Source organism: Alcanivorax borkumensis SK2 (assembly GCF_000009365.1).
GTDB lineage: Bacteria > Pseudomonadota > Gammaproteobacteria > Pseudomonadales > Alcanivoracaceae > Alcanivorax > Alcanivorax borkumensis.
In genome coordinates this window covers 1,807,417-1,819,500 of sequence record NC_008260.1, presented here as the reverse complement: position 1 = coordinate 1,819,500, position 12,084 = coordinate 1,807,417, and the positions used below count along the sequence as shown (strand labels likewise).

At 55.7% G+C, this 12,084-nt stretch carries 10 protein-coding genes and 1 tRNA gene; 7 read left to right on the top strand and 4 right to left on the bottom strand.

Going from position 1 to position 12,084, the window contains the following annotated elements; translation table 11 throughout:
• Positions 1-24: 24 nt before the first annotated feature.
• From ABO_RS08270 to ABO_RS08255, 3 genes are all read left to right on the top strand, one after another.
• The gene (locus ABO_RS08270) at positions 25-1,068 is read left to right on the top strand and encodes a PA0069 family radical SAM protein (protein WP_041704964.1); all 1,044 of its coding nucleotides are present in this window, start codon (positions 25-27) and stop codon (positions 1,066-1,068) included.
• A 415-nt stretch (positions 1,069-1,483) separates the two neighbouring features.
• The gene (locus ABO_RS08260) at positions 1,484-2,101 is read left to right on the top strand and encodes a TetR/AcrR family transcriptional regulator (RefSeq protein ID WP_011588873.1); all 618 of its coding nucleotides are present in this window, start codon (positions 1,484-1,486) and stop codon (positions 2,099-2,101) included.
• Between the two features lie 15 nt (positions 2,102-2,116).
• Positions 2,117-2,803 carry an alpha/beta family hydrolase gene (locus ABO_RS08255; RefSeq protein ID WP_011588872.1) on the top strand — a complete coding sequence of 229 codons (687 nt, stop codon included), beginning with the start codon at positions 2,117-2,119 and terminating at the stop codon, positions 2,801-2,803.
• 121 nt (positions 2,804-2,924) lie between these two features.
• Here ABO_RS08255 and ABO_RS08250 read toward each other — a convergent pair whose 3' ends face one another.
• Entirely contained in the window at positions 2,925-3,392 is a 468-nt protein-coding gene (locus ABO_RS08250; RefSeq protein ID WP_011588871.1) for a hotdog fold domain-containing protein, read from the bottom strand.
• A gap of 130 nt (positions 3,393-3,522) precedes the next feature.
• Here ABO_RS08250 and ABO_RS08245 point away from each other — a divergent pair, with 130 nt between their 5' ends.
• Together ABO_RS08245 and ABO_RS08240 are read left to right on the top strand one after the other, a co-directional pair.
• Entirely contained in the window at positions 3,523-6,456 is a 2,934-nt protein-coding gene (locus ABO_RS08245) for a DUF748 domain-containing protein (protein ID WP_011588870.1), read from the top strand.
• A 3-nt stretch (positions 6,457-6,459) separates the two neighbouring features.
• Positions 6,460-7,206, top strand: a complete 747-nt coding sequence (locus tag ABO_RS08240) for a hypothetical protein (protein ID WP_011588869.1) — start codon at positions 6,460-6,462, stop codon at positions 7,204-7,206.
• A 13-nt stretch (positions 7,207-7,219) separates the two neighbouring features.
• Here ABO_RS08240 and ABO_RS08235 read toward each other — a convergent pair whose 3' ends face one another.
• A complete protein-coding gene (locus ABO_RS08235; RefSeq protein ID WP_011588868.1) occupies positions 7,220-9,163 on the bottom strand; it encodes a transglycosylase SLT domain-containing protein in 1,944 nt (647 codons plus the stop codon).
• Positions 9,164-9,357: 194 nt separating this feature from the next.
• Here ABO_RS08235 and ABO_RS08230 point away from each other — a divergent pair, with 194 nt between their 5' ends.
• Positions 9,358-10,335, top strand: coding sequence for a methyltransferase (locus tag ABO_RS08230; RefSeq protein WP_011588867.1), 978 nt, complete (start codon positions 9,358-9,360; stop codon positions 10,333-10,335).
• Positions 10,336-10,351: 16 nt separating this feature from the next.
• Here the strand turns inward: ABO_RS08230 and ABO_RS08225 are convergent, their stop codons facing one another.
• Positions 10,352-11,335 (bottom strand): NAD-dependent epimerase/dehydratase family protein, encoded by a 984-nt coding sequence (locus ABO_RS08225; protein WP_011588866.1) that lies wholly within the window; start codon positions 11,333-11,335, stop codon positions 10,352-10,354.
• Between the two features lie 193 nt (positions 11,336-11,528).
• Here ABO_RS08225 and ABO_RS08220 point away from each other — a divergent pair.
• Positions 11,529-11,602: transfer RNA gene (locus tag ABO_RS08220), tRNA-Gly, on the top strand.
• Between the two features lie 99 nt (positions 11,603-11,701).
• Here the strand turns inward: ABO_RS08220 and ABO_RS08215 are convergent.
• Positions 11,702-11,998 carry a hypothetical protein gene (locus ABO_RS08215; protein WP_011588865.1) on the bottom strand — a complete coding sequence of 99 codons (297 nt, stop codon included), beginning with the start codon at positions 11,996-11,998 and terminating at the stop codon, positions 11,702-11,704.
• Between the last annotated feature and the right edge of the window lie 86 nt (positions 11,999-12,084).

Here is a 12,084-nt window from a genome sequence, read left to right as displayed (position 1 = left end):
ACAGTACATGCAGAGGTGAAGTGTATGCGTGCAATGAATAGGGGAACCCTCAGCCAGCGACCAGGGCGTTTTGCCGTCAGTCATTCTGAATCTAATAGTCCGCCTGTGAATCGGCCCACTCGCTATCACCGTGAGAAAGCCAGCAGCATTATCATGACCAACCGCAGCCCGGACCTGCCTTTTGAGCAGAGTATCAACCCTTATCGGGGGTGTGAGCACGGTTGCATCTACTGCTATGCGCGTCCCAATCATGCCTATGTGGACCTATCCCCCGGCCAGGATTTTGAGAGCGAAATTTTCTGTAAGGACAATGCCCCCGAAGTGCTGCGCGATAGTTTGCGTAAGGCAAGCTACCGTTGCCGGCCGATTGTACTGGGTTCCGTGACCGACCCTTACCAGCCCATTGAGCGTGAGCGACGCATTACGCGCGAGTTGATGCAGGTGCTGGTGGATTGTCAGCACCCTTTCAGCCTGATTACCAAAAGCACCTTAGTGCTGCGAGATTTAGACTTGATTGCGCCCATGGCGCGGGCAGGGCGTGCTTGCGTCGCTGTCTCGGTTACCACGTTGGATAACCGCCTTAAGGGCCAGCTGGAGCCTCGCGCCAGCGGGGGAAAGGAACGACTTAAAGTGGTGCGCGAACTGAGCCGAGCCGGCGTACCGGTGACGGTATTGGTGGCGCCGGTGATTCCTTTTATTAATGATCACGAACTGGAAGATATTGTTCATCAGGTGGCCATGGCCGGTGCCCAGCAGGCGAGCTATGTGGTGCTGCGCTTGCCCCACGAAGTGGGGCCGTTGTGGCAGCAATGGCTAGAGGAGCACTATCCAGACCGTGCGGATAAGGTCATGTCCGTGATGCGGGATCTACACGGCGGAGCGATTTACGATAGCCGTTGGCATCACCGTCAGAGTGGGCAAGGTGCTTGGTCACACTTACTCCGTCAGCGTTTTGATTCCGCCTGTCGCAGTGCTGGGCTGGCCGCGCGCGAATCGCTGTCGCTGGATACCAGTGGGTTTGTGCCGCCGGGGCCCCATGGGCAGTTGAGCCTGTGGGGCACGGTTTAGTTGGCTAGGGTTCTTTATTTTTCCGATGGGTTTAGTCAAAAGGCGTATTTCAGCGATTGGTAAATTTTGCGAGCCGGCGCTGTAGTACGGGCTCGATATGGTTCAGGTAACGGTGACTGTGTTGATGGATTTGACTTGGCGGTTGGTGCCGCAATTGAATGCGGTTAATCAAGGTGTGGAAGTCGGCAGGGAGGGGTGTTTTCCTCATCAATGTGGCGTCTATTACGGCGTTCCAGAGCGGCTCATTCCTTGCTCTTCAAGGCGTATACCATGCGAACCGATGCGGGGTTAGTAAGGCGTTGGCCGGGCGCTATCGCACCATCATGCTTCCCCGGTTAAGCAACGTGCTGATGGTCTGGCTCGGCAAGCTCGCACGCCGTATGATTAAGCACCGACTGGCTGGATTGTTACAGGCGTGAATTCTTGTCCCTTTCAACGTGCCCGCTCCCCGGAACAGAAAGCGGAGCGGCGTGCACAAATTCTTGAGGCGGCGGCGATGTTCTTTGCTGAACAACGGTTCGACGCCATTAGTTTGGCGGCGATTGCTCGCCAGTCCGGTGTTACCAAAGCTGCGCTATACCGGTATTTCCCCTCCAAAGAAGCCCTTTTTTTGGCGCTCTATCTAAATGAGCTGGATGATATGGTGGTGGCGCCATTAGCTCAGGGGGAGCCGCTGTGGGCGGCAATCAGTGAGTTGTTAATCGGGCGGCCTTTATTTTGCCGCTTAACCTCTATTCTGCATACCGTGTTGGAGCACAATTTGGATGAACCCCAGGCACGGGAGTTCAAGCAGGCCTTATTGGCCCAGTTTGTCCATTTAGCCGGACGGTTAGAGAATGAATTTGGTTTGGAGGGGGATCAAGCAATTCGTTTCCTGATGCAAACCCAACAGTCGGTAATCGGTTGTTGGGCGGTGAGTCAGCCTGCGCCGGTGGTAGCTGCCGTGATTGACGCTCCACCGCTGGATGTATTTCAGGTGGTGTTCGCTGATGCCCTACGAAGCCAGTTACGTGCGTTGCAGGCTGCGCTATGACGGTAAGGCCTGCTTATGAGTGAGTGGTTGGGCACGGATTGTTTGTATGACGCGGCGCAGGAGCCGCTAGCATTGCTGCTGCTGGCACATGGGGCTGGGGCCGCCATGGACAGTGATTTTATGAATGCTATGGCTGCGGCGTTGGCTTCACAGTCCGTGGCCGTGCTGCGTTTTGAATTCCCGTATATGCAACGGCGGCGCTACGAACAGCGCCAATTTCCACCGGACCGAGCACCCAAACTGCTGAGCGCCTTTGCCGCGCGCGTTGAGCAAGCACACTCCTTGGCCGGTGAGTTGTGTGGTGCGGTTAATGAATCACTACCACTGTGGATCGGTGGCAAGTCCATGGGGGGGCGAATGGCTTCTATGCTGGCAGCCGAGGGTGCGGATATCGATGGCGTGGTTGCGCTGGGGTATCCTTTTCATCCGGTTGGCAAACCCGAGAAAACACGGATTGCCCATCTGCCAGATCTGGCGGTGCCTATGTTGATTTGCCAGGGCGAGCGGGACCCCTTTGGTAAGCCGGATGAGGTGGCAGGCTATGGTTTGTCAGAGCAGGTGCACATGCACTGGCTGCCGGTTGGGGATCATGATTTTAAACCGCTCAAACGCAGTGGGTTAAAACAGCAGGATTTGATTCAAGAATCCGCGAGGGCGTCGGCGGCGTTTATGCTGAAGGGCGTGCCTGCCATTAAGCGTTAGGCGGCCCGCCCTAAACCTGATGTTGTGTCAGGCAGGTGATGCGTTTGCCGGCCTGGTTGTACCATGACTATCGGGGTTTTCTCTTTTTCCTGCGCTGTATTCAGCGGTTCTCTGGGCGGTTTTACTTCTGTGATTTTTCACTGATCCACAGATTAATGGTGCCTTCTACCACTACGGTGCCATCGTCCCGTGTGGCTTTAACCGTGACAGGCAGGTTGCCGGGTTTCCAGTCTTCCGGGTTGGCTTCGGCGGTGGCGGTGATGTCGGTGGTGGCTTTGGCGGTGTAGGTCACGTCCATGCCTTTGGGAATCCACCGTAAATGCTTGGGTACAGAGGCTTCCGCCATGGCGCCCATGGCGCACTCCATCGCATTGCAGATAGCGATGACGTGAACGGTTTGGATGTGGTTTTCCACCCCTTTACGCTTCTTGAATGTGACCTTGCAGAAATTAGGGCGCAGTTCAGCGATGGTCGGGGTGATGGTCGCGAAGTAAGGGGCTTTTCGGCTGAATACCATAGAGAAAATCTTGCGCCCGGCCGGCAGTTTTAAGGCTTTTTCGTACAGGTTTAGCAGGTAGTTATTACTCATGGGACGGGCTCCTGAAATCAATGAGCTCATTCTCCACAGCCGCGGCGGTGTAGCAATGGGTTTGGGGCGCCATTGCCCGGCCCAACTGTTACCATAGTGTCAAAATTTTAATCTCAGCGGAGAGAACGGCGTGAAAGTTACACAGGCGTTGAAGGGCAGCAGCTGGAAGACCAAAGCGTTGGTGATTCTGGCTGGCTTCTATTTATTGTACGTGTTGCTGGGCTTTTTTGTTGCTCCCGGCTTGGTGCGCGATAACGCCCGAGATGCCCTTGCTGAATTGACTGGCCGTGAGGTGGTGATTAGCGAGGTAAAAATTAATCCGCTGGCGTTGAGTGCCACGGTGAACGGTTTCGCTATCAACGATGAGCAAACGCAAGTCTTATTGGGTTTTAACCAGCTTTATGTGAATTTCGAGGTTTCGTCGTTGTTCCGTTGGCGCTGGCATTTCAAGCAAATCGGTGTTGAGGGGCTGAACGTTAGAGCTCAGCGTAACCCTGGGTCGGTTTTTAATTTCGACGACATCATCGCCCATATGGAAACGCAACAGGCAGACAGTGACCCAAAAGTGGAACCCGTCTCTGATGCGGAGTCGTCGTTGCCGAACATCTCCGTAGATGAGTTGTCGCTCAGTCACGGAGAACTGCGTTATACCGAAGCTACGGGCAAGGAACCCCACCAGCTAATTTTGCCTGTGGCGTTCACGGTGACAAACTTTTCCACGGTTGCAAAAGGGGAAGACCAGAATGGTTACGCTATTCATTTAGAGGGGCCAGAGGGTGGCGCTTTTGATTGGAATGGCCATTTTGCGTTTTCACCGTTTCTGGCCCATGGCCATCTAAGCATAGAAAAAGTTGACCTGGTGTCGCTGGCTAAACTGGCCGAGGGCGAGGTGAGATTCACGGTGCCCTCCGGCGAACTGGATTTGCAAACGGACTACCTGTTCAGTACTGAACAGGGGCCGCGGGTGATGGTCAATAATGGTGAGCTCACATTGCGGGATTTGCAGATCCAGAAGCCTGGTGAGCAAGCGCCGAGCGTTGAGGTGCCAGCGTTGACCGTGACAGGTATTTCCGTGGATAGCGCCAAGAAAGAGATACAGCTGCCTAACGTTGCCTTGGAGCAGCCTCAAGTGAATGCGGTACTGGCGGAAGATGGGTTGGATCTCGCCACATTGTTCCTGCCAGTGGATCCGCAAGAGGCGGAGCAACGCAAGCAAGATGTGAAAGAAAAGGCCCAAGAGGCGGCTGAGCGTATTGCCGAGGCTGAGACGGTCTGGGTTACTCGGCTGGATAATTTGGCAATAGAAGGGAATACCTTGCGCCTCACGGACCGGACCCTGAACCCGGCGCAAACAATGACGCTTACCGACGGTGGCCTGACCCTGAGCAACCTTATTATAGGTGAAGAGGCCACGTTTACCTGGCAAGGCAAGGCAACCCTTCAGGAGCAAGGCTCGTTGACTCATTCCGGTGAGGGTCAATTGGCGCCGTTGTCGATCAGTGCGAAGGGGGCGTTGACTGCTTTGCCCTTGGCGCCGTTGTCCCCGTGGCTGGAGCGCGAGGCACCACTGAAAATGACCAGTGGGCAGCTTAGCGTGGATTTGCAGTCCACGGTGAAAGGTGACACGCCAGATATTACGGTGAATGGCAGTGCTGGCGTGATTAACCTTAACCTGCAGGAGGGCGGCCGTCCCTTGATTAAGGTGAATAAAGGGCAGGTTAAAAATGTGTCATTGGCGACCGCAACCCAGCAGGTTCGCGTGGGAGAGATCCTGCTCACCGGTATAGATATGCTGCACCGGGTGGATGCTCAAGGCCGCGATGTGGCATCGCGCATCCAGGCCGGTATGCCGGCGCCGGCGTCCTCGGGCGGTTCTCCTTCTGCATCGTCATCGTCCAAGCCCTGGCAGGTAACGGTAGATAAACTCCGTTTAGTGGGCAGCCAAGTGCGCCATGAAGATTTATCGCTGAGCCCCCATTTTCGCATTGGGCTATATCAACTGGCGGGCACGGTGAGTAACTTGGATACCCGTTCTGGGCGCACTGCCAACGTGAATCTGAGTGCGCAAGTTGATCGGTATGCGCCCTTCTCTGTTAAGGGCCGGCTGTCTTCGGAGCCGTTCTCCACGGACATGCAGGTGTCTCTGCATAACTATGAAATGACGAGCCTTTCGCCTTACACCGGCCTGTACTTGGGATACTTGGTAGAGAAGGGGCAGTTGGGGGTGGATACCGAGGTCAGCGTTGAGAAAAATCACCTCAATAGCGCTGCCGATATTCTTGCGGATCAGTTTTATTTGGGTGAAAAAGTCGCCAGTGAGAACGCGGTGAGAGCGCCGGTGAAACTGGGCTTGTCTGTTCTGCGCAGTCGTTCCGGTGAAATTACCCTGCCGGTGAAAATGTCCGGGGATCTGGATGATCCCAGTTTTAGTGTCAGTGGCATGATCTTGAAGGTGCTGACTAATATTGTGGTCAAAGCGGCTACGGCACCGTTTTCTGTACTGGCCGGCTTGGCCGGTGGCGAGAATTTGGAAACCATCGCCTTCGAGCCGGGCAGTGCGCAGGCCGGTGTGCAAACAACCGGTTCTTTGCAGGCACTGGCCAAGGTGCTAACGGAGAAGCCGCATTTACATATTGGGCTGGTTGGGACCACCAATGCAGAAGACCGTGCCGCTATTGCCGGGCGGGCCATTGCTGAGGATGTGGCGGGTGATGATTGGCTGGGTATTGATGCGGCCGTGCAGGAAAAGAAATGGCGCCGTAAGCTGATTCGCCGTTACGAGTCTGGCTCTGATCGCGATGTGGAAACCTTGATCAGTGCCCCTTTGCCTGAAGATGACGAACAGCGCGATAGCTTGCTGGCGCGCAGTGCCTGGGATGCCATGCTCGCTACAGAGATTGAGTTAGTGGACCAGGAGCAATTGATAGCGCTGGCGCGGTTACGTTCGGAAAACGCTAAGGCGAGGCTGGTGAAACAGTTTAATATTGAGCCGTCTCGCCTGTACCTGAGCGACGCTAAAGTTGACGGTGCGGTGTCTGGCTTGACGCTGACGCTGGAAAAATAATCGGTGGCATTAATCTGGGAAACAGAACAGGACGAGGTGCGCTACGAAGTACGCCGTGCCGGGCAGACTTTGCGGCTGTTTGCTAACGGCGTCCAGCATTCGGAGTTTCATCCTAAGCGTCTGCTGACAGGCAGTGTGTGGGATTTGTTGTGGCTGCCGGCGCTGTTACACGAACCTGCCCGGTTTCGTCGGGTGCTGGTATTGGGGCTTGGTGGCGGTTCATTGATCCCACCGATCCGCAAACTGCTGAATCCGGATGTGTTGATGGCGGTGGAATTGGACGGTGTCCACCTTCAAGTGGCTCGCGAGGTGTTCGGCATCGACGCATTTGGGGTGGAGACTTGGCAGGGGGATGCGCAGCAGTGGTTACGGGAGTATCAGGGCGAGCCTTTCGATCTAATTATTGAAGATCTGTTTGCCCCGAGCAATGAACAGGTGAGCCGGGCGGTGCCCGCCGATGCGGGCTGGCAGGCGTGTCTGCGCAACAATCTGTCGGAGCATGGCACTTTGGTCATGAATTTTGGTGACTGGCAGGAATACCGTGACAGTTCAGCCTCGGGCCGTCGTGCCATGAAAAGTTTCGCCAGCCGCTTTCGCTTATCCTGCAGTGATTGCCACAATGCGGTGATTGCTTTCACTCGTGAGCCCGCACGCAGTATTCACCTGCGGCGGCGCATTGCGGTAACCCCGGCGCTGAGCCATGCGAAAGCGGCGGCGCGGCTGGATTACCACATCCGCCAACTGGACTGATTCGGCTTTACGATCAGTCCTGGTCCAGCATGCTCAAGGAATAGAGCTCGTCATTCTCGTCACTGGTTAGCAGCTGTTTACTGCGTGCTTGGTCATCGTGCATACCCACAAATAAAGCACGATAGGTGAGCACTGCCTGGACATAATCCCGGGTTTCGCGGAAAGGAATGGACTCGATCCATACATCGGCGGACACGCCGTCTTCCGCATTTTCCAACCAGCGGTTCACCCGGCTGGGGCCTGCATTATAAGCCGCTAGAGCCAACACACGGTTATCGCTGAAATCGTCAAGGAGTTCCGCTAAGTAACGGCTACCAAGGGCGATATTGGTGTGTTTGTCTTGCAGGGTTTTGCTGGTGGGCGTGCCCATCTCGGCGTCTTTTGCCACCTTGCGGGCGGTGGCCGGCATCAATTGCATGAGCCCCATGGCGCCCACCGGTGAGCGGGCCTGAGGATTGAAGGCGCTCTCGCGACGGGCCACGGCCATAGAGAGCCAGGGATCCAAGCCGTGGGGTTTGGCTTGCTCTTCAAATAATGACAGATACGCGGGTGGGAAGCGCCAGGCCAGTGTATTCCAGGCCTTGGCCTGGATAGAGGCCTGCACAGACAGGTCGTACCATTTTTGAGCCAATGCGTAGTCTGCCAGATCGGCAATTTGTGCCTTATTGCTATGCCACATCAACCACATCCACTCTTTGTGCGCCAGGTAAGGCTCATTCAGCTCCCGTAGCATGCGGATACGGGTGATGGCAGGCGGTGGGGTGAAAGTGGCTGAGGAGCGGTGCTCCTGTTCGGAGAAGCGATACGGTTCACCCAGCCGGTCTGCGGCCAGGAAGGCAAAGAAATTGCGTTGCTGGGCGGCTTGTTGATACAGCTCACGGGCTTGATCTGGCCGATCGGTGCTTTCTAACGCACGGGCTCGCCAGTATAACCAGCGCGAATCATTACGGTCTTCCTCGGGTAGGCGCATAACCCATTCATCTAGCGCGTCCCAGTCTTGTTCAATTACAGTGCGACGAGCCCGCTGTGTCACCAGCGAGGTGTCGGGATGATTGGCTAACCAGTTATCTAACCATTGGCGGTTGCTTTCCACTCCGCGGATAGTGGAGTACCAGGCTATCCGGCTGCCAGCCCGCTCCCGTAGTGTCTTGTCTGTTAGGCCCTGTTGACGGCTTTGGGTATCGAACCATTTGCGCGCCGCTTGAGTATCTTTATACGCCCAGCGCCGTAAGCCGGCGGACAGCAGTGTCTGGCGTTGAGTGTCAGGAAGGCTGCGAGGCACCTCGGTCACGTTGTGGGGGCTTTGGTAGAGCTTTTGCAGCCATTGTCTGGCGCTGGTGTAGTCGCTGTCTGCTAGCATTTTGTCTAAGTAGCGTATTAGTCCGGGATTATTAGCATCAAAGGCAAGCTGTTGACGTTCCCAGATCTGTCGGCCACCGATGACTCCGGCCTCTCGAGCGGCGTTGAACAGCGGGTCGCAATTGTTAGGCCGGGACTGGCCGGTGGCCCACAGATCTTTGGCGGCTTGCAGGGCGGTTTTGTCACCGGTTTGCCATTGTGCTTGATGGTAATAGCAACGCAGGGCTATGCCACTGGGAGCTTTGTCGCTAATGGCTAGCAGCGCTTGCCATTTTTCTGCCTTGCCGTAAGCGACAATGGCTAGTTGCCGAATATCCTTGGGTAGCGGCGAATCCGGGTATTGTTCAGCGTACTGGATTACTTTGTCCGCGCTGAGTTGGGGCAAAGCTGCGCGCAGTTTGTGGAAGTCCAGGTAGGCCTGCAGAGGGTGCTGATCACCCAGAGCCTGTTGCTGCCGGGAAAGCGTTTCCCAGTCATCGTTGCGTGCTGCGTCCAGAGCTTGATGGAAGTTGCCGCTATCCGTAGCGCCAACAACCAACGAAGAAAACAGACAGCAGGCAAACAGTGCAACGCGAGTTAATGGCGCAGTGCGACCCATTTGTGCCTCCACATCGTTGGAATGAATGGGGCAATTCTACCGGGCTGACTGTGCGCTTGGCGTGGTGATTATGTAAAACTTGAGGAGAATTCTCGTTATGGCGCAGCGTGGGGAAGATGTTGTTGGCCGCCCCCTTATCCGCCGCTGTGCGATATGCTCTATACTGCCGCCGCAGTTGACTTGAGCCGGAGCCCATGGAAAACACAACACAATTATTGCTGCGACAGTCCGATGCCCTTGCCGGGCGTAATGTGCTGGTGGTTGACGCTAATGACCCCGCACTGAAAACCCTATCGGTGGATGCCACGGTGCATGTGCATGCGGATGACTACACCATCGGGGCGCAACAGTGGGCGCCAGCACCCACTGTGCCCGCAGGCACTGACCTGCTGGTGCTGCCGTTGTCGAAGTCGCTTGATCGGTTACGATTTCTGCTCAACTGGTTAGCCGGCGAGATCGCCGAACCCACGGAGCTGTGGTTAATTGGCCCGACAAAAGGGGGGATTAGGGGGGCGTTGAAGTATCTGGAGGCTCATGTGGATGGGACTATGCTGGAGGACAGTGCCCGGCACTGCAAACTCTATAGCGGTTTATTACAACCTGGCGAAAAGCAGTCCTTGAACGCCTGGGGAACCGTGCTTGAGGTGGCGGATCAGGAAGCGGTGAGTTATCCGGGGGTGTTCAGCCATGGCCGTTTGGATGAGGGCAGTGCTCTGCTGCTGCAAGCCATGGAGGGACACAACCTGGGTAAGCCCGGCAAAGTTATTGATATGGGGTGTGGGGCAGGGGTTATCAGCGTTTGGTTGGCTCGTCATGGCTGGCAGGTTCAGGGTGTGGATGTGAGCGCCAGTGCCGTAACAGCCAGCACTGAAAGCTTGGCACGCAATGGCCTGCAAGGCCGGATCATGGGGGGGGATTTGTTTTCCCCCATTCAGGGGCGGGTAGATATGGTGGTCACCAACCCACCATTCCACGATCGCCGTCAGCGTACTACCGATATTACCCGCCGGCTAATTGCTGAGGCGCCCACCTATCTCAAGCCGGGTGGCGTGCTGTGGTTGGTTGCTAATCGTGAGCTGCCCTATGTGCAGTGGTTGGATGATGCTTTCAGTCATGTGCAGGTAGCCAGCGAGACCACCCGTTTCCGTGTCTACCGGGCGGTATTGTCGTGAGATTACACGCTGGCAGTTACAGCATGCGTTCCTGGGCCATCCAGGCGATGCAGTTTTCCAGCATGGTGGCCAAGGGGACCTGATCATCAAACCCCAGTTGCGCTACGGCTTTTCTTCCATCGGCGTGGACCCGGCTGGTAACCAGTGCGACTTTTTCCGGGGTCAGGCTGGGTTCGTTACCGGTGAACAGGCTGCCGATGGGGTAGAGCTGGCCCGCCAGTTTGAGTAGTGCCGGGGGGACGGTGCGCCGTGGAGCCTTGCGCCCCAGTTGCTCAGCAATGGTCTGTACTAAGGTCAGGAAGCTGGCTTCCACTCCGGCAAGAATATAGCGTTCGCTACAGACGCCATGCTTCAGGGCTGCAATGTGGGCCCGCGCCACTTCTTCCACTGCACAGAAGTTTCCACCGCCAGGCGGAACCCCGGGGAGTTTGCCGTCGTTAATCATGCGAATCATCTGCGACCAGTTGTGGGTGTCGCCGGCGCCAATGATGCCGCAGGGGTTCATAATTACAGCGTCCAGCCCTTGGCGAATGCCATTTTCCACCTCCTTTTCAGCCAGAAACTTGGTGCGGTTGTAGCCGATCCAGTCATTGGCGGCATTGGAAGGGGTCTGCTCGTTGATGGGGGTGTCTTGAATGCCCCAGGCGGAAATGGAGGAGGTATGAATAAAGCGACCGGCCACATTTTTCAGGGCGGCGCTAACCATGGCTTGGGTGCCGACGACGTTGTCCCTGTATTGTTGTGCATTACCTCGGCGCCACAGGCTGGTGTTGCCCGCCACGTGAAAAACCGCATCGGGTGCAGCGGGCATGACCAGAGCCAGTTCGGTGGCATTGTCTAGCGGTGCCTGAACGACGGATACCCCCTTTTTGGCTTGCAAGGCACTGGCATCACTGTTGGGACGCACTAGGGCAACCACTTCCCACTGTTTGTCGAGAAGCTGGTCGATAATATGCCCACCGAGGAATCCTCGGCCCCCACTGATAAATGCCACGGGCATGTCAATATCCTTCTTTTGCTGATGTACATTTGTTGTTTTGTCTTTGTTCTTCTATACGCATAGACGTGAACGCTGGCAACTGCTTTGTTTGTCTGCTTTCATGCTTTTGAAAGCGCTGTTTGCGCAAAACACAAGATTGTTCTTCAGTGCTGGTCAAGCCAGCGGCTTTTGACTATATTGCCGTTTCGCCTTTGCGGGTGTAGTTCAATGGTAGAACGGCAGCTTCCCAAGCTGCATACGAGAGTTCGATTCTCTTCACCCGCTCCAGACATAAAAAAAACCGCCTTCAGGCGGTTTTTTTTGTCTGGAGCATTCTTGGTTGATTCTGGGCGAGCTCTCGCTCGCGATCCGGTGAAGTAATTATCATTATAGCGGGCAGGACAGATAGCGGCTGTCGAGCTGGAAAAGCGCATGGATTTCGTATTCTGCTCCCAATGTATTAGCGGCATTGCTCGCCTGCACGATACAAGGGTAGCAGTGCGCCCAGGCACAGGGTTTCACCAGTGGCTGGGGTGATGAGGGGGCGGTTACGGTGTTGTTGCCGGCGATAAAGGCATTTTGCTGCGGTTCGTACAACACATAGCCTAAGAGTTCGGCTCTGAGGGGAAGGCCCATTTCATCCAGAAAATCGTACATCCAGCGGTGATGATTATCGGTATGCATCGATTGGTTCTCTAGTATTTTCCCAACACGTTACGCCAGCCGTTGCAGAGGGTGGATAGTAGTTGTTTGGTATTTTTGTCGGTTTT